Source organism: Streptomyces sp. NPDC088745 (genome assembly GCF_044751045.1).
In the GTDB taxonomy this organism is placed as follows: Bacteria; Actinomycetota; Actinomycetes; order Streptomycetales; family Streptomycetaceae; genus Streptomyces; species Streptomyces cremeus.
In genome coordinates this window covers 425,253-449,430 of record NZ_JBIVLB010000002.1, presented here as the reverse complement: position 1 = coordinate 449,430, position 24,178 = coordinate 425,253, and the positions used below count along the sequence as shown (strand labels likewise).

General features: G+C 71.1%; 19 protein-coding genes. 7 read left to right on the top strand and 12 right to left on the bottom strand.

Annotation, left to right across the window (positions count from 1 at the left end; all coding sequences use genetic code 11):
• Positions 1 to 79 precede the first annotated feature (79 nt).
• Together ACIP93_RS06590 and ACIP93_RS06585 are read right to left on the bottom strand one after the other, a co-directional pair.
• Positions 80 to 385, bottom strand: a complete 306-nt coding sequence (locus tag ACIP93_RS06590; protein WP_401756373.1) for a hypothetical protein — start codon at positions 383 to 385, stop codon at positions 80 to 82.
• Positions 382 to 1,329 (bottom strand): SPFH domain-containing protein, encoded by a 948-nt coding sequence (locus tag ACIP93_RS06585; RefSeq protein WP_401756371.1) that lies wholly within the window; start codon positions 1,327 to 1,329, stop codon positions 382 to 384. Before ACIP93_RS06585 ends, ACIP93_RS06590 begins: the two co-directional genes overlap by 4 nt.
• 330 nt (positions 1,330 to 1,659) lie before the next feature.
• Here ACIP93_RS06585 and ACIP93_RS06580 point away from each other — a divergent pair, with 330 nt between their 5' ends.
• Entirely contained in the window at positions 1,660 to 4,083 is a 2,424-nt protein-coding gene (locus ACIP93_RS06580) for a transglycosylase domain-containing protein (protein WP_401756368.1), read from the top strand.
• A 118-nt stretch (positions 4,084 to 4,201) separates the two neighbouring features.
• On the opposite strand, the gene ACIP93_RS06575 is transcribed toward ACIP93_RS06580, so the two are convergent.
• The gene (locus tag ACIP93_RS06575; protein ID WP_345228659.1) at positions 4,202 to 6,202 is read right to left on the bottom strand and encodes a SpoIIE family protein phosphatase; all 2,001 of its coding nucleotides are present in this window, start codon (positions 6,200 to 6,202) and stop codon (positions 4,202 to 4,204) included.
• A gap of 332 nt (positions 6,203 to 6,534) precedes the next feature.
• The gene (locus ACIP93_RS06570; RefSeq protein ID WP_345228658.1) at positions 6,535 to 7,221 is read right to left on the bottom strand and encodes a DUF402 domain-containing protein; all 687 of its coding nucleotides are present in this window, start codon (positions 7,219 to 7,221) and stop codon (positions 6,535 to 6,537) included.
• 212 nt (positions 7,222 to 7,433) lie between these two features.
• Here ACIP93_RS06570 and ACIP93_RS06565 point away from each other — a divergent pair, with 212 nt between their 5' ends.
• Positions 7,434 to 8,762: a hypothetical protein gene (locus tag ACIP93_RS06565; protein ID WP_401756364.1), complete on the top strand. Its 1,329-nt coding sequence runs from the start codon at positions 7,434 to 7,436 to the stop codon at positions 8,760 to 8,762.
• 74 nt (positions 8,763 to 8,836) lie between these two features.
• Here ACIP93_RS06565 and ACIP93_RS06560 read toward each other — a convergent pair whose 3' ends face one another.
• On the bottom strand, positions 8,837 to 9,778 hold the full coding sequence (locus ACIP93_RS06560; protein ID WP_401756361.1) for an NAD(P)-dependent oxidoreductase: 942 nt from the start codon (positions 9,776 to 9,778) through the stop codon (positions 8,837 to 8,839).
• 79 nt (positions 9,779 to 9,857) lie between these two features.
• On the opposite strand from ACIP93_RS06560, the gene ACIP93_RS06555 reads away from it, so the two are divergent.
• The gene (locus ACIP93_RS06555) at positions 9,858 to 10,214 is read left to right on the top strand and encodes a winged helix-turn-helix transcriptional regulator (RefSeq protein WP_401756358.1); all 357 of its coding nucleotides are present in this window, start codon (positions 9,858 to 9,860) and stop codon (positions 10,212 to 10,214) included.
• Between the two features lie 86 nt (positions 10,215 to 10,300).
• Here ACIP93_RS06555 and ACIP93_RS06550 read toward each other — a convergent pair whose 3' ends face one another.
• Positions 10,301 to 11,182 carry a trypsin-like serine peptidase gene (locus ACIP93_RS06550; RefSeq protein WP_401756355.1) on the bottom strand — a complete coding sequence of 294 codons (882 nt, stop codon included), beginning with the start codon at positions 11,180 to 11,182 and terminating at the stop codon, positions 10,301 to 10,303.
• Positions 11,183 to 11,198: 16 nt separating this feature from the next.
• A complete protein-coding gene (locus ACIP93_RS06545) occupies positions 11,199 to 12,713 on the bottom strand; it encodes a ricin-type beta-trefoil lectin domain protein (protein ID WP_401756352.1) in 1,515 nt (504 codons plus the stop codon).
• A 106-nt stretch (positions 12,714 to 12,819) separates the two neighbouring features.
• On the opposite strand from ACIP93_RS06545, the gene ACIP93_RS06540 reads away from it, so the two are divergent.
• Positions 12,820 to 14,232 (top strand): class II fumarate hydratase, encoded by a 1,413-nt coding sequence (locus ACIP93_RS06540; protein ID WP_401756349.1) that lies wholly within the window; start codon positions 12,820 to 12,822, stop codon positions 14,230 to 14,232.
• Between the two features lie 525 nt (positions 14,233 to 14,757).
• Here the strand turns inward: ACIP93_RS06540 and ACIP93_RS06535 are convergent.
• Positions 14,758 to 16,425 (bottom strand): fumarate hydratase, encoded by a 1,668-nt coding sequence (locus ACIP93_RS06535; protein WP_345228651.1) that lies wholly within the window; start codon positions 16,423 to 16,425, stop codon positions 14,758 to 14,760.
• Positions 16,426 to 16,598: 173 nt separating this feature from the next.
• Between ACIP93_RS06535 and ACIP93_RS06530 the strand changes: the two genes are divergently transcribed.
• Entirely contained in the window at positions 16,599 to 17,270 is a 672-nt protein-coding gene (locus ACIP93_RS06530; protein ID WP_401756346.1) for a DUF1707 domain-containing protein, read from the top strand.
• A 126-nt stretch (positions 17,271 to 17,396) separates the two neighbouring features.
• The gene (locus tag ACIP93_RS06525) at positions 17,397 to 17,780 is read left to right on the top strand and encodes a WhiB family transcriptional regulator (protein ID WP_345228649.1); all 384 of its coding nucleotides are present in this window, start codon (positions 17,397 to 17,399) and stop codon (positions 17,778 to 17,780) included.
• A 107-nt stretch (positions 17,781 to 17,887) separates the two neighbouring features.
• Here ACIP93_RS06525 and glpX read toward each other — a convergent pair whose 3' ends face one another.
• Positions 17,888 to 18,919, bottom strand: coding sequence for a class II fructose-bisphosphatase (glpX, locus tag ACIP93_RS06520; RefSeq protein WP_345228648.1), 1,032 nt, complete (start codon positions 18,917 to 18,919; stop codon positions 17,888 to 17,890).
• Between the two features lie 174 nt (positions 18,920 to 19,093).
• Here glpX and ACIP93_RS06515 point away from each other — a divergent pair, with 174 nt between their 5' ends.
• Complete coding sequence (locus ACIP93_RS06515) at positions 19,094 to 19,651, top strand: DUF4245 domain-containing protein (RefSeq protein WP_401756341.1); 558 nt, start codon at positions 19,094 to 19,096, stop codon at positions 19,649 to 19,651.
• 90 nt (positions 19,652 to 19,741) lie between these two features.
• Here ACIP93_RS06515 and ACIP93_RS06510 read toward each other — a convergent pair whose 3' ends face one another.
• From ACIP93_RS06510 to hutH, 3 genes are all read right to left on the bottom strand, one after another.
• Entirely contained in the window at positions 19,742 to 20,332 is a 591-nt protein-coding gene (locus ACIP93_RS06510) for a malonic semialdehyde reductase (RefSeq protein ID WP_345228646.1), read from the bottom strand.
• Positions 20,333 to 20,698: 366 nt separating this feature from the next.
• Positions 20,699 to 22,117 carry an amino acid permease gene (locus tag ACIP93_RS06505; protein ID WP_401757005.1) on the bottom strand — a complete coding sequence of 473 codons (1,419 nt, stop codon included), beginning with the start codon at positions 22,115 to 22,117 and terminating at the stop codon, positions 20,699 to 20,701.
• Between the two features lie 383 nt (positions 22,118 to 22,500).
• Positions 22,501 to 24,129: a histidine ammonia-lyase gene (gene hutH, locus ACIP93_RS06500; protein ID WP_401756338.1), complete on the bottom strand. Its 1,629-nt coding sequence runs from the start codon at positions 24,127 to 24,129 to the stop codon at positions 22,501 to 22,503.
• Positions 24,130 to 24,178 lie beyond the last annotated feature (49 nt).

The following is a 24,178-nucleotide window of genomic DNA, read 5'->3' as shown; positions in this document are numbered from 1 at the left end:
CTGCGTATACGCGCAGTGCATAGCTGGGCGAAGAGCAGGTGGGAGACGGTCGAAACTGCCTCCCACCTGCTCTTTCCTGCTACTTCTCCTCGGGTTCCGGATTCTTCTTCGGCGGACGCCCCCGGCGCGGGATCGGACCCGTGTGCCGGGGCAGCCTGCCCGCCTCGGTGAGGGAGGTGCGGAGCAGGAACTCGATCTGCGCGTTGGCGCTGCGCAGTTCGTCCGCCGCCCAGCGGGCCAGGGCGTCGTACACCTTGGGGTCCAGCCGCAGCAGCACCTGCTTGCGGGCCTCGCGCCGCGGCCTGGGCGCGGGCTCGCCGGCGGGGGCGTCCCTGGTGTCCCCCGGGGCGTCCCCGGCGGCATCCCCGGTGATGTCCTCGGTCACTGGTAGAGCGTCCCGGTGTTGATGACCGGCTGGGTGGCCCGGTCGCCGCACAGCACCACGAGCAGGTTGCTGACCATGGACGCCTTGCGCTCCTCGTCCAGCTCCACGATGTCCTGCTCGGAGATCCGGGCGAGCGCCTGCTCGACCATGCCGACCGCGCCGTCCACGATCAGCCTGCGGGCGGCGACCACCGCGCCCGCCTGCTGCCGCTGGAGCATCGCGGAGGCGATCTCCGGGGCGTACGCGAGGTGGGTGAACCGGGACTCGATGATGTGGACGCCGGCGGCCTCGACGCGGGCGTGCAGCTCGATCGCCAGCTTCTCGGTGATCTCGTCGGCGTTGCCGCGCAGCGAGAGGCCCTCCTCGTCGTGGGAGTCGTACGGGTACTCGATGGCGATGTGCCGTACGGCCGCCTCGGTCTGGGTGGAGACGAACTCCAGGAAGTTGTCCACCTCGAAGGAGGCCTGCGCGGTGTCCTCGACCTTCCACACCACGACGGCGGCCAGCTCGATCGGGTTGCCGTACGCGTCGTTGACCTTCAGGACCGCGGTCTCGTGGTTGCGGACGCGGGTGGAGATCTTGTGGCGGGTGGTGAACGGGTTCACCCAGCGCAGGCCGTCGGTGCGGATGGTGCCCCGGTAGCGTCCGAAGAGCTGGACGACGCGGGCCTCGCCCGGCGCGACCATGTTCAGCCCGCTCATGGCGAGGACCGAGGCGCAGAAGAGCAGGATGCCGACGACGACCAGAGTGGCCGTCAGGCTCGCGGAGGAGGCCCCGATGCCGAGGGCGATCAGGCCCGCGGCGACCAGCACGCCGACCAGGCCGAGCAGGAGGGCCAGGCCGCCGGCGATGCTGTGCGCCGCGAACTCGGTGACGCGGGGGGCGGGCATGTCGGGAAGGTCGCCGGGTGTGTTGTCGGAGGGGGTGTGGGCGGTGGTGGTCATCGTGGTCCCCGTTTCTGTGCTGCGTCGACGCCTGGGCGCGGCGGGCCCGGCACCGTACGAACAGTGCCTAGCAAAGTGATATCACTTTAACCCGGAGGGACGCTTCCGTGAAGCCTCAATTCGGATTCACTTCCTCAACTTGCTTCTCGCCTGGCAACCTTTGGGCACGCTTGTTCGTCGGTTCCCTAGGGGGAGGTGCTGATTGTCACGTCCATAAAAGGTGCGATCGGCCCCTGTTTGTCCTTTCCGGCGGTGTTAGCTTTCTGAGCTGATCCGGCGAATGTCCGGTGAGTGTGGCGAGTGATGACTGAGATGCGGAGCGACTGACCGATGGGTCGAGCGGATGAGCGCAGGGCCCGGCAGTCCGGCGGTTCCCGCCGGGCGGCGGGGGCTCCCGGGAAGAGCGGCATACGGCGCCTCTTCACCTGGAAGAAGGTGCTGGGCACGTTCTTCGGACTCTGCCTGTTGGCCATGGGAGCCTTCGTCGCGCTGTACATGGCGATCGACATCCCCGAGGGCAACGCCTCGGCGAGGACGCAGAGCAACGTCTACAAGTACAGCGACGGCAAGACGGTCATCGCCCGCACGGGCAGCGGCGAGTACGCCCGCGAGAACGTCTCCCTGGACAAGATCCCGAAGAAGGTCCAGACGACGTTCGTCGCCGCCGAGAACATGTCGTTCTACGACGACCACGGCATCGACTTCAAAGGCACCGCGCGCGGTCTGCTCAACACCTTCTCCGGCAAGGGCAAGCAGGGTGGCTCGACCATCACCCAGCAGTACGTCAAGAACTACTACCTGACGCCCGAGCAGACGGTCACCCGCAAGCTCAAGGAACTGGTCATCTCCCTGAAGGTGGACCAGAAGTACGAGAAGGACGACATCCTCCTCGGGTACATCAACACCAGTTACTACGGCCGCGGGGCCGCCGGCATCCAGGCGGCGGCCCAGGCGTACTACCGCAAGGACGCCGACAAGCTGACCGTCGAGGAGGGCGCCTACCTGGCGGCCCTGCTCCAGGCGCCCAGCAGCTACGACGTGCTGAACGCGACGCCGACGAACAAGCGGCTCGTCATGGAGCGCTGGAACTACGTCCTGGACAACATGGTCGAGATGGGCGCGCTCCAGAAGGCCGAGCGCGCCGCGATGACCTTCCCGATGCCCAAGCCCGTCCAGCCCAACCGGGGCATGAAGGGCCAGGCCGGCTACCTGATCGAGGCGGCCGAGCAGCAGTTGAAGGTGCGCGAGGGCCTCACCGAGAAGGAGCTCGCGGCCGGCGGCTGGACGATCACGCTCAACATCGACAAGGACCGCCAGAAGGCCCTGGAGAAGGCGGTCGACCGCCAACTGGAGTCCAAGCTCGACCGCAGGAGCAAGAAGAAGGTCGACCGCAACGTCCAGGCCGGCGGCACCTCCGTCGACCCGAAGACGGGCGCGGTGGTCGCCCTGTACGGCGGCGCGGACTACCTCAAGCACCAGATCAGCAACGCCACCCGCACCGACTACCAGCCCGCCTCCACGTTCAAGCCCGCGGTGTTCGCGGCCGCGCTGGAGCAGGGGTCGGTGAACCAGGACGGCGAGAAGATCACCGCCAACACGATCTACAGCGGCAAGAGCCGCCGCCCCGTGGTGGGCGAGGGCGGCGGCGGATACGCCCCGCAGAACGAGGACGACAAGTCGTACGGCGACATCGACGTCCAGGAGGCCACCGACAAGTCGGTCAACTCCGTCTTCGCGCAGATGATCGTGGACGTCGGCGCGAAGCACGTGAAGCAGACCGCGCTCAAGCTGGGCATGCAGGACCGCGGCGACTTCGGCGCCAGCCCCGCCATGGCCCTGGGCACCATGAAGGCCAACACCATGGACATGGCGGCGATGTACGCCTCGCTGGCCGCCCACGGCAAGAAGGTCGTCCCCTCGATCGTCAAGACGGCCGAGCACAAGGACCGCACCATCGAGCCCAAGGGCTTCGCGGCGGACGGCCAGGGCATCAGCCGCCAGGCCGCCGACACGGTGACCTCCGTCCTGGAGCACGTCGTCCAGGAGGGCACCGGCCGCGCCGTCAGCAGCGGCAAGTACCACGCGGCGGGCAAGACCGGCACCTCCGAGAACAACCGCAGCGCCTGGTTCGCCGGGTACACCCCGGAGCTGGCCACCGCGATCGGCATCTTCGGCGAGGACGCCGACAAGCCCCGCCAGACCACCCTGACCGGCGCCGCGGGCGGCGGCCGCATGAACGGCTCCAGCTTCCCGGCCCGGATCTGGGCGGACTACACCCTCGGCGCGCTGGACGGCGGCTCCGACGCCAAGTTCGACCTGGAGATCAAGGACGGGGCCGCCTGGGAGCCGCCGCCCCCGCCCCCGCCGCCGGAGACCAAGCCGCCGGAGACCAAGGCCCCCGAGAAGCCCGAGGAGCCGGAGGAGCCGGAGCACAAGCCCGACCCCGGCAAGAACCAGGGCCAGGACCAGGGACAGGCCAACCAGGGCAAGGACCAGGGCCAGAACCAGGGCGGTGACCACCAGGGTCAGAACCAGGGCCAGAACCAGGGGCAGGCCAACCAGGGCCAGAACCAGGGCGGCGACCACCAGGGCCAGAACCAGGGCCAGAACCAGGGCGGCCAGAACCAGGGTGGCGACAACCAGGGCGGCGGCGACCACCAGGGCCAGGACCAGGGGCAGGCCAACCAGGGGCAGAACCAGGGCGGCGACCACCAGGGCCAGGCCAACGGCGGTGCCAACGACGGCCAGTGGTGACCTCCGGGACAGCCCGTCCGGCAGGTGAATGACGGCGGCCCCCGTCCTCGGGAAGAGGACGGGGGCCGTTGCCATTCGTACCGCGGCGGATCGTTCCCGGCGTACGTCCGCCTCCGGGCTAGGACTGCTTCTTCGGGTCCTTCGCAGCCCCCGGCAGCCCCAGCTCGAACCAGACCACCTTGCCGCTGCTCAGCCGGGTCGCGCCCCACTTGCGGGCCAGCCGGTTCACCAGGAACAGGCCCCGCCCGCCCTCGTCGGTGTCCCGCGCCCGCCGCTGCCTCGGCAGTTGCGGCGAGTCGTCGCCGACCTCGCAGCGCAGCACGTCCGTCCGCAGCAGCCGCAGCGTCACCGGGCGTTCCGCGTACCGCACGGCGTTCGTCACGACCTCGCTGACCAGCAGCTCCACCGAGTCCGACAGCTCCTGGAGGCCCCAGCGCTCCAGCGCCCGCCGGGCCAGCCTGCGGGCCCGGCCGGGGGCCTGCTCCTCGGGTTCGAGGAACCAGTACGCGACGTCGCTCGGCGCGATCCCGTCGAACCGGGCCGCGAGCAGCGCGATGTCGTCGTCCCGGTCGCCGGGGCCCAGCATGTCCAGGACGTCGTCGCAGAGCGCCTCCAGCGGCGGCGGATGGTCCGGCCCGGTCAACTGGGCGGTGGCGGCGAGACGCTCCCGCAACTGCTCGATGCCGGTCCACACGTCCCGCAGCCGCGACTCCACCAGGCCGTCCGTGTACAGGAGCAGGGTGGCCCCGGCGGGGGCGTCCAGCTCGACCGCCTCGAAGTCGACGCCGCCGACGCCGATGGGCGCGCCCGGCGGCACGCGCAGCACCTCGGCCCGGCCGCCCAGGTGCAGCAGGATGGGCGGCGGGTGGCCGGCGTTGGCGATGGTGATGCGGTGGGACACCGGGTCGTACACGGCGTACAGGCAGGTCGCCATGCGGTCGGTGCCCAGGCGCTGGGCCTGCTCGTCCAGGTGGTGCAGGACCTCCTGCGGGGGGAGGTCCAGGCCCGCGAGGGTCTGCGCGGTCGTCCGGAACTGGCCCATGATCGCGGCCGAGGTCATGGAGTGGCCCATCACGTCGCCGACGACCAGCGCCACCCGGGAGCCGGGCAGCGGGATCGCGTCGTACCAGTCGCCGCCGACCCGGGCCGTCTCGGCCGCCGGGAGGTAGCGGGAGGCCAGCTTGACGCCGGTGGGGCGGGGCAGCGAGTCGGGGAGCATGGTGCGCTGGAGCTCGTCGGCGATGTACGCCTCACGGCCGTACAGCACGGCCTTGTCGATGCCGAGCGCGGTGTGGGTGGCCAGCTGCGCGGCGACCAGCAGGTCATTGGCCTCGAACGCGCCGCGCTCGGGCCTGCGCAGGAACACGGCCGCGCCGATCACCCGGCGGCGGCCCCGGAGCGGGGCGAGTATCGCCCGGCGTCCGTCGGGCAGCCCGCAGTTCTCACCCAGCAGGTCCGGCAGGGCGAGCCGCGCGGACGGGGCGTCCCCGAACACCGGCCGCACCCCGCGCAGCACCTCCGCCAGCGCGCCGCCCGACTCCACCTCGCAGAGCTGCCGGGCGGGGGAGCCGTCGCCGACCACCGCGTCCAGCTCCGAGCCCGCCGGGCCCTCGGCGGTGGTCCGCAGCCGGTCGGTGCGCCGCAGCCGCAGCACGAACGGCACGGCGGGGCGCTCGTCGCCCACCGGGAGCGGGTCGCGCAGATAGACCAGGATCGCGTCGGAGAACGTCGGCACGGTCGCCCGGCACAGACCCAGCACGATCTCGTCCAGGTCGATGCCGCGGGCGATCCGGCGGGTGGCCGCCCCGACGAACCGCAGCCGGTCGCCCTCGGTGCGGGCGGGCGGGCCGCCGGCAGCACCGCCGGACGCGTCACCGGGCGTGCCGCCGGACGCGCCGCCGGGAGGCCCGGCGGGCGGCGGCGCGGTCGGGCCGCCCGGCGGAGGCGCGACGGGTCCGCCCGGCGGCGGCACCGCGGTCTGCGGCTGCTCGGGCACCTGCGCCTGGGCCTGCCGGCGTGGCCCGGACTCGTCCGGGTCCCGGCGCGGCCGGGTGCGCTCGTGCGGCCCGGCGGCCAGGGGCTGCCGGCCTTCGTGCGAGGTGGACTGCTGCTCCGTCACGCGTGGGGTTCCGTCCGTCCGGGGAGCTTGTGCGATGCAATCGCTGGGTGCGATATACCCGCTCTGCGGGCGGCGTCGACAGAACGGTGGCCTGGGAACGTTACAGACTCGTCCGCACTCGCGTGCGTTTTCGACGTCTTCCCCGCCGATTCCGCCCGGGCCGCCCCCGGCGTCCTCGCGCGACGCTTCACAGATCCACCCCCCTGCGGTGACATACGGTCAGCTCCTGCTCCACGCCCGGTAGTTGCTTCCTCCGCCCAGGTGGGGCCGCGGGGTGCGCAGCCTTCCGGAGGACGATCCTACGTTTGGACCCAGGGGGCGCATCAAGAGTCTCACGTCGTCATGTGCGCCGGAGTGCGGTCCCAGTCATCCGGCAGCTCCGGCACCTCCCAGCGGGGGTCGGGCCGCCAGTCCTCCCACCCGTCGGCGAACGGCGCCGCCCACGACTCCACCGCGCGCGCCGCCGCGAGCCCGGCCTCCCGCACGTCCCGCGCCTGCTCCCCGTCCAGCAGCCCGACCCGGCGGGCCTCGGCGAACTCGTCCTCGTCCAGCCACTGCCAGCGGCGGTCGGGCGTCACCGCGATGTCCAGGAAGTGGTCCCGTGAGTCCACCCCGCCCGCCCAACGCGCCCTGGGCTCCTCCAGGTTCACGTACCAGTTCTTGAACCGCCAGCCGGGCTCCCAGAACAGCCACACCGACCAGGGGTCGCCGGGCCGGGCCAGCTTCAGCACGCCCGTGCCGAACCAGGGCGAGGTGGTCGTCGTCCGGGGCCTGGTGTACCGCGTGGCGAGGGGTTCCAGGTGGATCGAAGTACCGTCCGCCAGCACGGGTTTGACGCACCGGGTGCCCGGCGCCAGCCAGACGGCGAGCAGGTCGGCGGTGTCCTGCACGACGGTGACCGGCCGGCAGATGTGGATGCGGGGCGACGCGTTGTCCCGGTACCGCCAGAGGATGTGCTCCCCGGGCGCCCAGCTTCCCCCGCCGCTCCCGGCCGCCCCGTGGGTCGTCTGCTCTGTCATGAGCGCATGTTACGAGTACCGATTTCCCGCGCGCACGATCCACCGCGGCCCCCTCGGGCCGCCCCCGGGGGCACGTGCCCCCGGGGGCGGCCCGCCCCTACGGCATTCGGGCCACCCCCCGCGTCGCCTCACCGGCCCGCGCCCCCGGGTGATCCAGGGTGGGCGGATGACATCACGCCTGCCCCTCCTCGCCCCGATCCCGGGCTGACCGCATGGCACAGCCCGCCCCCCGCTGCGCGCGCGCCGCCGCCCGTGCGACGTACGCCCTGCTGGCACTGTCCCTCCTGGTGGCCGGCCTGTTCGCGTACCTCTACCTGCGCCGCGAGCAGCCCGACCCGGGCCACACCGTGCGCTCGGGCTGGGCGCCGTTGCTCCTGGCCTGCTGCGCCGTCGCGCTCTGCACGGCGGCCGCCGTGTTCAAGCCGTACCTGCTGAGCGTCCACCGCTGTGCGCTCATGGCGACGGCGGCGACGCTCGTCTTCGCCACCGGCATCGGCGTGACCTGGCACGTCGTCTCGCACGACCGGACCACGGACACCATCGTCGGCACTCCGCTGCTCACCCAGCGGGACGCGAACGCGTTCCTCCAGTCGACGCTTCCCGGGGTGCCGCTGCGGCGGATTCCGACCGGGGTCTTCATCCAGAGCTCGAAGTTCACCTCGCCCGAGGAGGTCGAGGTCAGCGGCTACGTCTGGCAGCGGTACGGCAAGGACGTCCCGGAGTCCAGCATGGGAGTGGTCTTCCCCGAGGCCACCGACGGGCACGACGACCTGAAGGAGGCGTACGACACCCGGAGCACCGACGGCCGCCGCCTCAAGGGCTGGCACTTCCAGGTGACCCTGCGCCAGGACTTCGACTACAAGCACTACCCGCTCGACAAGCAGAACGTCTGGCTGCGGATGTGGTCCACGGCCACCTTCACCAACGACGTCCTGGTGCCCGACTTCGCCGCCTATCCGCCCTGGGAGTACGGCCGCATCGGCCTCGACCAGGACACCGTGACCTCCGGCTGGAACCCGTACTACACGGGCTGGAGCTTCGGGCTGCACCAGTACACGATGACCCAGGGCCTCACCGACTGGGACAAACCGTTCAAGTCCGCGCCGGAGCTCTACTTCAACGTCGGCATGGAACGGCAGTGGTCCGGGCCGATGGTGGGGCGGCTGATCCAGTCGTTCTTCATCTCGGCGGTGATGTTCCTGGCGCTGTTCGTCTACACGCGGGACGACAGCAAGAACCCGCGCTTCGGCTTCTCGACCTGGACGGCGATCTCGTTCGCGGTGACGCTGCTGCTTGTGGTCGTCGTCGACCAGCAGCAGATCCGGGAGATCGCCGGGGACACCTCGCTGACGTACCTCGAGTACCTGGCCATCTCGCAGTACATCGTCATCATGGGCATCTTCGCCAACGCCATCCTGATCGGCACGGACACCAACCGCCGGCTGCTGGAGTGGCGCGACAACATGCTGGCGACGCTGCTGTACTGGCCGGTGCTGGTGGGGCTGTTCTTCGCCTTCACGGTGGCGGTCTTCGCCGGCTGAGGCGCCCGGCCACGGACCGGGGCCCGCCGCTGCGACGGCCGGCGGGCCCCTGTCCGTACCCCTGCCGCGGTCCCTCAGCGGGCGCCGGGGGCCAGCGTCTCCGTCATGGCGACGGTGCTCTGCGTGCCGCGGCCCTCGGCGACGGCACGGTCGGCGACCGCCTGCGCCGCCCGCAGCACCGAGGCGTCCACCCCGGCCTCCTCGGAGGCGTGCGCGATGTGCGCGATGGCGGTGGCGGCCGAGGTGAGGTCGCTGTCGGCGCCGGGGTACTCGCGGGCGTCGGCCTGCCGGGCGAACTCGTCGACGAACGACACCAGCAGACCGCCGATGTTCCGGGCGAAGGGGGCCAGGTCGCCGGCGGCCACCCCCTGGGAGCGGGCCAGCGCGAAGCTGTGCACGAGACCGCTGACCGAGGTCCACCACAGGTCGAGCAGCGCCACGTCGTACGAGGCGGCCCTGGCGTGGTCCTCGCCCAGGTAGGTGGGCGTCCCGGCGAGGGCGTCCAGGGTCGGCCGGTGGGTGTCGTAGGCGTCCCGGGGGCCGCTGTAGAGGAACACGGCGTGCGGGGTGCCGATGGTCTGCACGGGTGTCATGATCGCGCCGTCGAGGTAGGTGACGCCCCGCTCCTGGGCGTGCGCGGCGGCGGTGCGGGCCCGCTCGGGGGTGTCGGCGGTGAGGTTGACGACGGTGCGGCCCTTGAGGTCGTCGCCCGCCGCGCCGAGCACGGCGAAGACCGCGTCGTAGTTCAGGACGCACACCACGACCAGGTCGCTGGCGCGCACCGCCTCGGCGGGGGAGGCGGCGAGCACCGCCCCCTCGGCGACGACGGCGTCGGCCCGGGACGCGGTGCGGTTCCACACGGTGGTGGGATGGCCGGCGGCGAGGAAGGCGCGGGCCAGCGCCTGCCCCATCGGGCCCAGCCCGAGGACGGTGACGGGCTGCTTCACGGCAGGGGCGGCGGAGGGGTCGGAGGCGGCGGCGAGGCCGGCGGGGGAATTGTCAGTGCGGGCACTCATGATGGGTTCCAGACGTTGTGGGGACATGCTTGAGGTCATGCTGTGAGGACATGCGAGAAGAAGGGGCGGGTGGGCCGGGATGAAGAACGTGCCGTACCAGTGCGGGCTCGACGCGGCGATCGACGTCATCGACGGCAAGTGGAAGGTGCTGATCCTGTGGGCGCTGTACGAGCGTCCGCGCCGCTTCGGGGCGACCAGACGGGCGTTGCCCGGAATCAGCGAGAAGGTGCTCGCCGCGCAACTGCGGGAGCTGGAGGCCGACTTGGTGGTTCACCGCCAGGTGTACGAGGACACGGCGGTGCCCCGGGTCGAGTACTCCCTGACGGAGCTCGGCCGTGATCTGCACGATGCGCTGGCTCCGCTGGGCGCATGGGGCGACCGCCGCATACGGATGCTCGCGGAGCAGGACGAGGCGTCCTCCTCTCTGGCTGGTTAGCCGGGCGGCGGTTGCCGCCGACCGGGCAGGGCTTCAGCCTCCACCCGGCGGACGGCTTCCTCAAGTACCCACTTATTTGTGGGTGGTTACTTCGACGTAAGGGCCGCCTGGGCGGTGTGGAGAGCCTCGGCGGTCCTGTCGAACACCGCACCCCAGGCCACGTCCTTGAACTCCTCGCCCCGGGGCCGGGAGCTGGTGACGGCGACCTGGACGTCCTCGCCGCCGGGCTCCCGGGCGTACCAGGGGCCGCCGCTGGCCCCGTTGGTCATGCGGCAGGGCTTGAGCTGGGAGCCGCCCGCCAGCCGGCCGTCCTCGACCGGGGTGGCGTCGCCCGCGCAGTACTGGAGGGTGCGGCCGTCGTACGGCGCCAGGAACGGGTAGCCGAGCGCGGTGCGCCGGCCGCCGGGCTCTGCGCCGAAGACCGCCCGGCGGGAGCCGGTCACGTCCTGGACGTGCCGCCCCCGGTCGTCGGTGTCCAGGGCGACGAAGGCGAAGTCGGCGGCGTGGTCCTCGCGCTCGGTCCACGCCGGGGCGACCGCCACCGAGCGGGCCGGATAGCTGCCGTACGGGGTGGCCCCGTCGTCGTACCCGGGGACGAAGAGCAGCGACTTCATCGCCCCGCCCGCCGCCTTGAGGTGCACGCAGTGCCCCGCGGTGGCGACGACGTCGCGGTTGGCGGCGGTGACGACGGCGGCGGTGCAGGTGGCCTTCTGCCCGCCCGGCAGCACCATGAACAGCCGCCCGACGTGCGCGACGCCCGCGGCGTCGCCCGGCCAGGGGACCCCGGCGGGCGGTTCGTCGTCGAGGGCCCGGTCGCGGGCCCCGGTCGCGGCCACCGCCTCCCGCATCCGGTCGGCGGTCCAGTAGCTGCGCACGGCGCCGGCGTCCTCCCCCGTGGGGGTGGGGGAGGAGACCGGCGCCAGGGTCGCGGCGAGCGCCGCGATGGTCACGGAGAGTGCTGGAATCATGCTCCGAACGTAAGGGCTAGGCGAACCGCTGGCTCGCCGAGCCGTCGCAGGCCCGCAGCTTCAGCGGGTCCTTGGCCGCCGACAGGGTGACGCACAGTCCGTTCGCGGCGGCCGGACGCAGGGTGCCCGCCTGGCGTACGAACCGCTGGTTGGCCGCCCCCGAGCAGTTCCACAGCACGAGTCCCGCACCCGCCTCGTACTTCGCGCCCGGCACGTCCAGGCAGCGGTCGTGGCTCAGCTCGGTCCGCAGGGACTGCCGCGCCGCGTCGTACCACCAGCCCTGGTTGCGGCCGCCGTGGCAGTCCCACCCGCCGACGGCGGTCCCGTTGCGCGTCACGGACCCCGGGGCGTCCAGGCAGGTGCCGGTCCCGGCGTTCCTGAGCGGCTGGTACGCGTCGTCCCAGGCGCCCGGCGTCAGGACGGGCCTGCCGGTCGAGGCCGGGTCGGCGCAGCTGGCCTCCCGGTGCCCGGAGGCGTAGAGCTGGCTGAGGCAGGAGGCGAAGGCCTGGTGGCCGCGGATGTTCGGGTGGAAGGACTGCCGGACGGAGTTCTCATCGGGCGGGCCGGGCTTGCTCAGGTCGATGTAGAGCCCGCGCGCCCAGGCGTCGTCCATGCAGACCTCGTGCCCGTGGAAGAGCCGGGAGGCGTCGAGGTACGCGGCCCCGGTGGCCGCCGCGGCCCTGCGCATCCCGCGCTCGAAGGCGGGCACGGCGACGTTGCGGCCCCAGGCGGTGTCGGAGTCGTACCCGAGGCCGCCGCAGGCCACCTTGCCGGGGAAGTCCGGGTTGTCCCGGAAGTCGGGCCCGATCGGACTCGGGTAGCCCATGACCACGAGCCGGTAGTCGGAGTCGGCGTACCCGGCGCCGGTCATCGTCGCCCGCAGGTCCCGGACCGTCTGCTCGACCTTCGGGACCAGGGCGTCCACCCGGGCCTGCCAGCCGCCCGCGTACTTCGGCTCGCACGGCCCCTGAAGCGTCAGGTAGCGCGTCACGCAGTCCGTCATGACCGGCCCGAACTGGAGGTCGTCATTGGCGCCGGCGACCAGCACCACCATCTTGATCCGCGTGTTGCGGGCCTTGATCGCGAGGCTGTCGCTCTGCACCGGTTCGTCGGCGTACTGCTTGCTGCCGCCGATCCGGATGTTTCCGGTGGACGCGCCCGAGCAGGAGACGTTGTACGTCACGTCCGCGCCGATGGAGGTCTTGTGGATCGCGGCATCCGGCGAACGGTGGCACCAGTTCGTCGGCCCGTTGGTCGGGGCCTCGTAGGTGCCCGTGCCCTCTCCGGAGATCTCGCTGTCGCCGAGCGAGACGAGCCCGGTCTTGCGCTGCGCCATCGGCCGTTCCTCGGGCGACCCGTACAGCCTGGTCGCCTCGGCGGCGCGGACGGCCTCCAGCTCGGGCGGCAGCGGGGTGGACGCGGCGGCCCGGAGGTCTGCCGCGGAGGCCGGCGCGGTCGTGCCGCCGAGGGCCGCGGCGAGCGCGGCCGCGAGGACGAGAGTGCTACGGAATCTGTGCCTGGTGCGCGTCACGGCGCCTCCCCGGTTGGTTGTTACCCGAGGTATTTACTGGCCGGTAGCGCACTTGGGAATAGCCAGAACCAGACAACTGCTCAGCTTTGATAGGAGGTACGTGACGATGACCGAGAACGACGCCCCCCAGGGCTACCGGACCGAGCACGACTCGATGGGGGAGGTACGGGTCCCCGCCCACGCCAAGTGGCGCGCGCAGACGCAACGGGCCGTGGAGAACTTCCCCGTCTCCGGCCAACGCCTGGAACGCGCGCACATCGAGGCCCTGGCCCGCATCAAGGCGGCGGCCGCCAAGGTCAACGCCGAACTGGGCGTCCTGGACGAGGACGTCGCGGGCGCGATCGCGGACGCCGCCGAGGAGGTGGCGCGCGGCGACTGGGACGAGCACTTCCCGGTGGACGTCTTCCAGACGGGCTCCGGCACGTCCTCCAACATGAACATGAACGAGGTCGTCGCCACCCTGGCCACGGAGCGGCTGGCCGGCTCGGGCGGCTCCGTCCACCCGAACGACCACGTCAACGCCTCGCAGTCCTCCAACGACGTGTTCCCCTCCTCGATCCACATCGCGGCGACGGCGGCGGTCACCCACGACCTGATCCCGGCCCTGGACCACCTGGCGGCCGCGCTCGACCGGAAGTCGTCCGCGTTCGCCGACGTCGTGAAGTCCGGCCGCACGCACCTCATGGACGCCACCCCGGTCACCCTGGGCCAGGAGTTCGGCGGCTACGCGGCCCAGATCCGCCACGGCGTCGAACGCCTCCGCGCCTCGCTGCCGCGGCTGGCCGAACTCCCCCTGGGCGGCACGGCCGTGGGCACGGGCATCAACACCCCGCCCGGCTTCTCCGCCGCCGTCATCGCGGAGGTCGCCCGTACGACGGGCCTGCCGCTGACCGAGGCGCGCGACCACTTCGAGGCCCAGGGCGCCCGCGACGGCCTGGTGGAGACCTCCGGCCAGCTCCGGACCGTCGCCGTCTCCCTCACGAAGATCGCCAACGACCTGCGCTGGATGGCCAGCGGCCCGCGCACGGGACTGGCCGAAATCAACCTCCCCGACCTCCAGCCGGGCTCGTCGATCATGCCGGGCAAGGTCAACCCGGTGATTCCGGAGGCGGTCCTGATGGTCGCGGCCCAAGTCACGGGCAATGACACGACCGTGGCGGTCGCGGGCGCGGCGGGCAACTTCGAGCTGAACGTGATGCTCCCGGTCATCGCCAAGAACATCCTCGAATCCATCCGCCTCCTCGCCACCTCCACCCGTCTCCTCGCCGACCGCACGGTCGACGGCATCACGGCGAACGTGGAACGGGCCCTCGAATACGCGGAGTCGTCCCCCTCGGTGGTCACCCCCCTCAACAAGTACATCGGGTACGAGGAGGCGGCCAAGGTCGCCAAGAAGGCCGTGGCCGAACGCAAGACGATCCGGGAGGTGGTCGTGGAGTCCGGCTACGTCGAGCGCGGCGCCCTCACCGAGGCCCAACTGGACGCAGCCCTCGACGTCCTCTCCATGACAAGGCCCTAGAACGGAACCGCGGGAACCTGCGTGCCCGACCACGACGCACCCGTACGGCTCCCACCGGGGGGCGTCAGGGGCGCGGGGAACTGCGCGACCAGCCACGACGTATCCGCAGCGAACCGGAGGCAGCCGCGCGGCGAGCGCTTGAGGGAAAGGACGGGGTCTCCCCTGCTCGAACGAAGTCGAGAACTTGGGGAAGGGTCCGGGGCCTCTCCTGCCCGAGCCGGGCGGAGCCGCGCGTCCGGTGCAGGGGGCGGCACCCGGGTGGGCCGGGAGCGGGAGGGGCCGCCCCCTTGCCCGCCCTCCCCCAAGCTCTCGGCTTCGCTCGAGCAGGGGGTACCCCCCTCGCCCCCTCGGGGCGGCCCCGTCGCCCAAGGGGCGAAGGCTGCGAAGCCCAAGGGGACGAGGGCTGCGAAGCCGAATGGGGCAAAGGGGGCGAGGGGCCCCCGGGACGGCTGGGACAGGCCCGGCCCCGGGGACGGTCGTGGAAGGTCCCGGGGCCGGGGGAAGTCAGGGCAGGGCCGGGAAAGGCTAGGGCAGGCCCGGGCCGCGGACCGGGATGGTGGTGAGCAGAGGGGGCGCCGCCGGCGCCGTGAAGAAGTCATTGCCCTTGTCGTCCACGACGACGAACGCCGGGAAGTCCTCCACCTCGATCCGCCACACCGCCTCCATCCCCAGCTCCTCGTACTCCACGACCTCGACCTTCTTGATGCAGTCCTGCGCCAGCCGGGCCGCGGGCCCGCCGATGGACCCCAGGTAGAAGCCCCCGTGCGCCGCACACGCGTCGGTGACCTGCTTCGACCTGTTCCCCTTGGCCAGCATCACCTTCGACCCGCCCGCCGCCTGGAACTGCTCGACGTAGGAGTCCATCCGCCCGGCCGTCGTCGGCCCGAACGACCCCGACGCGTACCCCTCGGGCGTCTTGGCCGGCCCCGCGTAGTACACCGGGTGGTCCTTCAGGTACTGCGGCATCTCCTCGCCCGCGTCGAGCCGCTCCTTGATCTTGGCGTGCGCGATGTCCCGCGCGACGACCAGCGGCCCGGTCAGCGAGAGCCGGGTCTTCACCGGGTACTTGGTGAGCTCGGCGAGGACCTCGTCCATGGGCCGGTTGAGGTCGATCCGCACGACCTCCTCGTCCGACGCGAGGTGCTCGTCCGTCGTGTCCGGCAGGAACCGCGCCGGGTCCTTCTCCAGCTCCTCCAGGAAGACCCCCTCGGCGGTGATCTTCGCGGTGGCCTGCCGGTCCGCCGAGCAGGAGACCGCGATGGCCACCGGCAGCGACGCGCCGTGCCGGGGCAGCCGCACCACACGCACGTCGTGGCAGAAGTACTTGCCGCCGAACTGCGCCCCGATCCCGATCCTCTGGGTCAGCTCGAAGACCTTCTGCTCCAGCTCCTGGTCCCGGAAGCCGTGCCCGGTCGGCGACCCCTCGGACGGCAGCTCGTCCAGGTAGTGCGCGGAGGCGTACTTCGCCGTCTTCAGCGCGAACTCGGCGCTCGTCCCGCCCACCACGATCGCCAGGTGGTACGGCGGACAGGCCGCCGTGCCCAGCGAGCGGATCTTCTCCTCCAGGAACTTCATCATGGCGGCCTCGTTGAGCACCGCCTTCGTCTCCTGGAACAGGAACGACTTGTTCGCGGACCCGCCGCCCTTGGCCATGAACAGGAACTTGTACGCGCCCCCGTCCGTCGCGTACAGCTCGATCTGCGCGGGGAGGTTGGAGCCGGTGTTCTTCTCCTCCCACATGGTCAGGGGAGCCATCTGCGAGTACCGCAGGTTGAGCTTGGTGTAGGCGTCGAAGATGCCGTGCGACAGCGCCTCCTCGTCCCCGCCCTCGGTGAGCACGTTCTGCCCGCGCTTGCCCATCACGATCGCCGTGCCGGTGTCCTGGCACATCGGCAGCACGCCCGCCGCCGCGATGTTCGCGTTCTTCAGCAGGTCCAGCGCGACGAACTTGTCGTTGCCGGACGCCTCCGGGTCGTCGATGATCCGCCGGAGCTGCGCGAGGTGGGCGGGCCGCAGGTAGTGCGAGATGTCGTGCATGGCCTCGGCGGCCAGGGTGCGCAGCGCCTCGGGCTCGACCTTGAGGAACGTGCGCCCGTCGGCCTCGAAGGTGGAGACACCCTCGGCGGTCACCAGCCGGTAGGGCGTGGTGTCCTCTCCCAGCGGGAGCAGATCGGAGTAGGCAAACTCTGGCATTTCGGCCATTCCTCACTAGGCAGGCAGACGGCGACGCATACCTCCATTGGCAGCGCACCCCACAGCGTAAGACGCGGCCGTTCCGCCCCGGCCGGTGAGGTCCGCCTCACCCGGAGCCCGGCGGACCGCTCTGCCCCCTGTCGCGATCTATCGCGTTTCGGTACGGTGTCCCCGTGGACCTCGAAAAGAAGCCCGAGCAGCAGCCCGCCCGGCCCGCGGCGGCCCCCGCCCTGCGCGCCTCCGACGCCGACCGCGACCGCGTCGCGGACATCCTGCGCGAGGCGCTGGCGGAGGGCCGGCTCGACGCCGAGGAGCACGGCGAGCGCATCGACGCGGTCTACCGCGCCAAGACCGTGGCCGAACTGGAGCCGCTGGTGCGGGACCTGCCGGCGCCGGGTGCCGCCTCCGCCTCGCCGGACCCGGCCCCGTACCTGTACGACGCGGGACAGCCGGGGGAGCCCGCCGAGAGCCTGGTGGCGGTCCTCAGCAGCACCACCCGCAAGGGCCGCTGGCGCGTCGGCGCCCGCACCAACGCCTTCGCGCTGTTCGGCAACGTCGAGATCGACCTGACCGAGGCGCTCTTCTCACAGCGCCTGACCACCATCAACGCCACCTCGGTCTTCGGCAACGTCGAGATCACCGTCCCCGAGAACATCACCCTGCGCGGCACCGGCAACGGCATCCTGGGCAACTTCGAGATCCGCACCCTGGAGGCCGCCGACCCGGAGGCCCCCGTGGTCGTGGTGAACGGGACGGCGGTACTCGGCAACATCGAGGCGAAGCCCAGGCGCGGCAAGCTCATCGCCGACCTGCACGACCGCCTGCGCAAACACCTCGGACACTGACGGAAACCGGGACACGCCGGGTGACGCGTACTGGACATGGTTCGAAACCCTGTGCATAGGCGTCGGCACAGCGGGTAGGGACTGCGCATCGTCGCTCGCTCGCGAAGCCGTCGTCAGGAGTAGACCGTGCTGCAACCGCCGCATCAGTCCTTGCAGGTCGCCGCCGTGCCCGCGCAACGCGTCCCGGCACCGGTCCGTGATCGGCAAGGCCAGGCCGGCCCCTGGCACACGGAGGCGGTGTGCCGCCGGGACGAAGCCGGGCTGTTCTTCGCCCCGTCGAAGGAGCCGACCGCCTCCCGGCTGGCCCGCGAGGAGGCAGCCAAGCGGGTCTGCGCCCGCTGTCCGGTGATGATCGCCTGCCGCGAGCACGCCCTCCTCCAGCCCGAGCCGTACGGCGTCTGGGGCGGCCTGACCGCCGCCGAGCGCCGGGTGGTGCTGGCCAGGCGCCGCCGCCGCGAGATGGAGCTCAAGGCGGCCCCGGGAGCGGGGGACCACCGCATAGCCGGATGACGCGTACGCGCGACGACGAAGGGGCGGCCGCCCGACACGGTGGCCGCCCCTTCGTCGTGGGTGCGTCTCTGTCTGTCCTGCTTCTCTGCCTGTCTTCTCTGTCTGTCCTACTTCGCGCGGTCGAAGTCGATCGCGCTGTACGCGCGCAGCTTGGACAGGCGGTGCGTCGAGTCGATCTGGCGGATCGTGCCGGACTTCGACCGCATCACCAGCGACTGGGTGGTGGCGGTCGCCGAGCGGTAGCGCACCCCGCGCAGCAGCTCGCCGTCGGTGATGCCGGTGGCGACGAAGAACACGTTCTCGCCGCTGACCAGGTCGTTCGTGTGCAGGACGCGGTCCAGGTCGTGCCCGGCGTCGATGGCGCGCTGGCGCTCGGTGTCGTCCTTGGGCCACAGCTTGCCCTGGATGGTGCCGCCGAGGCACTTGATCGCGCAGGCGCTGATGATGCCCTCCGGGGTGCCGCCGATGCCCATCAGCAGGTCGACGCCGGTCCCCTCCCGTACCGCCATGATCGAACCGGCGACGTCGCCGTCCGAGATGAACTTGATCCGCGCGCCGGTCTCCCGGATCTCCTTGACTATGCCCTCGTGGCGGGGGCGGTCCAGGATGACGACGGTGACGTCCTCGGGGGTGGAGTTCTTGGCCTTGGCGACGCGGCGGATGTTGACCGCGACGGGGGCGTTGATGTCGACGAAGTCGGCCGCCTCCGGGCCGGTGACGAGCTTGTCCATGTAGAACACGGCCGACGGGTCGAACATCGTCCCGCGGTCGGCGGCCGCCAGGACGGCGATGGCGTTCGGCATGCCCTTGGCGTTGAGCGTGGTGCCGTCGATCGGGTCGACCGCGATGTCGACCTCGGCGCCGGTGCCGTCGCCGATGTGCTCCCCGTTGTAGAGCATCGGGGCTTCGTCCTTCTCGCCCTCGCCGATGACGACGACGCCGTTCATCGACACGGTCGAGACCAGGGTGCGCATCGCGTTGACCGCGGCGCCGTCCGCCCCGTTCTTGTCGCCGCGGCCCACCCAGCGGCCGGCGGCCATGGCGGCGGCCTCCGTGACGCGTACGAGCTCAAGGGCGAGGTTGCGGTCGGGAGCCTCGGCGGGCACTTCGAGCTGCGACGGGAGCTGGTGCTCGGTCATCGGTGAGCAACCCTTTCTGTTCTGCCTGTGTGGCTGCACGGGAGCGGCGGCGGTAGTGCGACTCTATCCGTACATCGACAAAATGAGCAGAGGGGGTGCACGTATGAGCGGCATATCGGGTTACGTCCCCGGGGTGCGGGGCCGCGGCGGGGCCCGCGAACCCCATGAGGGAGCATGGAGGGCGTGGCAGCGAAGCGTGGCAATCAGAAGATCCGGGACATGGTGCTCTCGATGGTGGTCATCGGGGCCGTGGTCGCCCTCGTCTACACCGTGATCCCGCACGACGAGGACGCCGACCCGGTCAAGACGGTCGACTACCGGGTCGAGCTCAGCACGGCCCAGCGGTCCGCCCCCTACCCGGTGCTCGCCCCGCAGGGCCTGTCCCCGGAGTGGCGCGCGACCTCCGTGACGTACCGGGGCAACGAGGGCAAGGCCTGGCACCTGGGCTTCCTCGACCCGGACAAGGAGTACGTCGCGGTCGAGCAGTCGACGAAGGACCCGGCGAAGTACGTGCCCGAGGTCACCCTCGCCGCCAAGAACTCCGGAAGGACGCAGGCGATCGGCGGCGCGGACTGGCAGGTGTGGAAGGGCGAGAAGTACGACGCCCTGGTGCGCACCGACAAGGGCGCGACGACGGTCGTCCTCGGCACGGCGAAGGACGAACGCCTGGCGGAGATGGCCGCGGCCCTCAAGCCGAAGGAACTGCCGAAGCCGTCGGCCCCGGCGACGTAGCCCGCGCCCGCGCCGCACGCGGAAAGGGGCCGCCGCACCTGCCCGGTGCGACGGCCCCTCGTGCCGTACGGCATACCCGTACGCGGCGGCTCAGACGGTCGTGATGACCTCGTCCTGCGCCAGTCGCGGGGAGCGCGGGAACCAGGCGTCCTCGCCCGGCTTGCCGATGTTGACGACCATCAGCGGGGTGTGGTCGTCGTCCAGGAACTCCTTCTGGACGGCGGCGAAGTCGAAGCCCGTCATGGGACCGGCGGCCAGCCCGGCGGCGCGCACGCCGACGATGAAGTAACCGGCCTGGAGGGTGGCGTTGACCAGCGCGGCCTGCTCGCGGACCGGACGCTCGGCGAAGAAGACGTCCTTGGCCTGCGGGAAGTGCGGGAGCAGCGCCGGGAGCTCGTGGTGGAACTCGTTGTCGGCGGACAGGATCGCGACCAGCGGCGCGGTGCGGGTCTTGGCCTGGTTGCCCTCGGCCATCAGACCGACGAGACGCTCACGGGCCTCCTCGGAACGGACCAGCGTGATGCGCAGCGGCGACTGGTTGAACGCGGTCGGACCGTACTTGACCAGGTCGTAGATCGCCGCGACCTGCTCCTCGGTCACCGGCTCGTCGGAGAAGGTGTTGGCGGTGCGGGCCTCACGGAAGAGGAGGTCCTGGGCGGCGGGGTCAAGAACGAGGGACATGCGTCGTGCCTTCCAAACGTGCGGAGGATCAAGCGATGCGGCCACCGTAGAACAGGTTTAGGTTAAGTTTCAACTAAAGCGCCGCGATCGTGGCGGGGCTCACATTCCCCCCGCCTCTCGCCGCCTACCGCTGACCGGAGGAACCCGCACCAGCGGCCGGGAACGGGCGGCCGGTCGTCCGCACCACCCGCGGGGTGCGGCCGGGCACAGAGCCGGACCGCACCCGTCGCGTCCCTCCTCCGGGCGCCTTCGGGCCGAAGAGCGCGAACACGGCGGCAGCACTCCTGCGAGGCGGGGCCCACCGCCGCGACGGGCCGTGCCGAACCGGTGGCAGGCATGCTCTGGGCGTGTCCGGCGGAGGGGGATCTACGAGGTGCGGCCCTTCCCGGTGACCGTGACGACACACAGCACGATTCCCGTGGTGAGCGCGGTGCCCAGCAATTGCAGTCGGGCCTCGGACGTGGTGAGCATGAGGACGAAGAGCACGCCGATGACAAGGAGTGCGACCCAGGTCAGATACGGAAATCCCGGTGTGCGCAGCACCAGCCGTTCCGGTTCGTGCTTTTCGAGATGGCGGCGCAGCCGCAAGTGGGTGGCCGCGACGGCAAACCAGACAAGGAGCATCACCGCGCCGACCGAGTTCAGCAAGACGGTGAACACCGTCGTCGGCCACAGGAAGTTGAGGGCGACCGCGATGAATCCGAAGGAGGCCGAGGCGACAACGGCCAGCGCCGGCACGCCCTGCCGGGTGGTGCGGGTCAGTGCGCCGGGAGCCTCACCCCGCTCGGCGAGCGAGCGGATCATACGGGAAGCGCTGTAGAGGTTGGCGTTCAAGGCGGAAAGCACCGCCACGAATACCACTGCCTCCATGAAGAACGCCGCGCCGGGAAAGCCGATGACATCGAGCACCGCGACGTAAGGGCTGTGGCCCGCCGGAACGGAGTCGCAAGGCAACAGCAGGATCATGACCAGAATGGATCCGAGGTAGAACCCCAGGAGCCGCCATACGACAGTGCGCACGGCACTGCGGATCGCCCGCACGGGGTCGGCCGTCTCCGCCGCGGCAATCGTCACCGCTTCGCTCCCGCCGAAGGAGAACATCACCGCGAGCAGCCCCGCGGCCACTCCCGCAAGACCGTTCGGGAGGAATCCGCCGTGACCGGTCAGATGGGCGGTGACCGTGGCCGGGGAGCCGGGCAGCACGCCGCACATGGAGAGCGCGCCGAGCCCGATGAACGCGAGGACGACGGCCACCTTCAGCGCGGCGAACCAGAACTCCAGCTCTCCGAAGACTCCCACTGCGGCGAGGTTCACCGCGGTGAAGACCGTCATGAGGACCAGTACGCCGGCCCACTGCGGAAGCCACGAGAGCCATCCGTGCAGGAGGGTGGCCGCGATCCCTGCCTCGACCGCGATCGCCACGACCAGCAGTAGCCAGTACATCCAGCCCAGTGTGGTGCCGACGGACCGACCATGGGCGCGCGTGGCATGGACCGAGAACGATCCACCGGTGGGATACGCCGCGGCCATTTCCCCCAGCATGCGCATTACCAGCAGGAACAGGATTCCGGCCACCGTGTAGGACAGGATGATGCCCGGTCCGGCCAGACGCAGGCCGGCTCCCGATCCGACGAAGAGCCCGGAGCCGAGCACCCCACCCAGCGCGATCATGACGATATGACGCTGCTGCAGCGCGTGTTTCGGCGCCGGACCGCGGCCCGGAACATCTTGGTCGACCGGCTGTGTGGATCGAGAATCCACGCTCTGGTCTCTGGGGGTGGTCAACAAGCTGTGTACTCCCGGGGCGAGAGGATTCCTGTCCGTGATGCGGCAGGAGCGGGGTCCGAGGTGCGCGGAAAGCGGTGGCCGCCGGGGAAGCATGTGGCCGGCGGTTGCCACAGCGCGTGCGACCGCGCCCCGCATGCATGCGCGGCCATCCGCTGAGTTTCGGCGCCTTACGAGTTCCAGGTACTGCGACGGAGGGGCATCGTGTGGCCACCTGTTGACCACGTCTCGGTACAGGTCCCCCGCGGCACGACCACGACGGTCCCGGGCAGCGCTGAAAGGCCGTGCGGCGGTGGCAGGAGTCGGCGGCCCCGCGAGACGGGTGGTCCGTGTGGTGGCCACCCGTCTCGCATCCGGCGCAGTCCTCCCCGCGCAATGGTGGGTCAGCCGCGGTCGGTGCCCTCGACGGCCCGGCGGAGCTCGCCGGAGGCGATGAGGCCGGCCACGAGCTCGATGTCCCGGGCCAGCGGCCGGTCACCGTCCATCGTGGCGGAAACGGAGCGGATCAGCTCGTAGGCGGCACGCGTCGGAGCGCTCAGGCAGTCCTGGCCGCGCAGGTCCGCCGCCTGGCACAGGGCCAGGAGGTGGATGGCGGTGACCTGGCGAACCAGTTCCACGACCGTACGGGCGTCCCGTGCGGCGATGGTGGCCATGCTGACCTTGTCCTGGTTGTGGGCCTCGGTCGACCGGGAGAACGACGTCGCCGGCATGGTGTTCTTCAGCGCCTCGGCGGTGAGGCCGGAGGCGGCGATCTGCATCCCCTTGAAGCCGTGGTGCAGCCCCGCCTCCCAGCTCTCGGAGCCGAACCGCGGGATGAGGTTCGGGGTGAGGCCATTGTTGAACTTCTCGTCGACGACCAGTTCGAGCTGTCGGTCAAGCAGGTCGCCGACGCTGGCCACCGCGGTCTTGAGCGCGTCCATGGCCTGGCCGACGTGACCTCCGTAGAAGTTGCCGCCGTTGCGGACCATGCCCGCTTCCACGTCGAACAGCGGGTTGTCGTTGGTGGAGTTGATCTCGACCTCGACCCAGTTCTTCGCCCAGTCCAGGGTGTCACGCAGCACACCGTTCACATGCGGCGCGCAGCGCACCGAGTACCGGTCCTGGATGGGCTCTTCCAGCTCCCGGAAACCGGACTCCGTCAGGGCCATGCCCTCGGGGTCCACGGACGGGTCGCGGTCCTCGGGGTTGCCGAGCAGTTCACGGATGGTCCGGGCGCTGGTGCGGGTGCCGGTGTGCGGCTTCTGGTCGAAGATGAACGGGACGAAGTGGCCGGGGTTGCCCTGGAGCACCTGGGAGGCCAGCGCGGTGCTCAGATCGGCGGCGAAGGCCAGTTCGGCGGCGTCGTGGACGGCGAGGGTGGCGAAGCCCGACATGAACGAGGTGCCGTTGACCAGCGCGAGGCCCTCCTTGGCCCCGAGCACCACCTCGCTGAGACCGGCGTCGGCCAGTGCCGTGCGGGCGTCCTTCTCCTCACCCCGGTGCAGCGCCTTGCCCTGTCCGGTCAGCAGCGCGGCCACGTAGCTCAGCGGGACGAGGTCGCCGCTCGCACCGACCGAGCCACGCTCGGGGATGGGCGGCAGCACGTCGTTGTTGAGACAGCCCAGCAGCAGTTCGAGGACCTCGGTACGGATACCGGAGGCGCCCCGGGCCAGGCAGTTCGCCCGGACGATCATGGTGGCCCGGATGACGTCCGGGGTGGCTACGGGGCCGATGCCACAGGACAGGAACCGGATGAGGTTGGTCTGCAGGGCCTCGGACTTGAGGCCGGATATCTGCCGGGTGTTGCTGTCACCGAAGCCGGAGGTGACGCCATAGACGGGCAGGCCTGCCTCGATGACCTTGTTCTTGAGCGCGAGGGACTGCTCGATACGCTGGATCGCGCCTTCGGCGAGCCGGGCGTCGACGCGAGTGGTGTCGGCGGGGCGAGCGCCGCTGACGACATCGGCCACCGTCAGGGTGTGGCCGTCGATGACGAGTTCGGCCTTGTCGGTGGCTGCCTGGGCAGTGTCCATGGTGTGCATTTCTCTTCCGTGACGCGATGGTGACGCGGGTTCGGTGGGC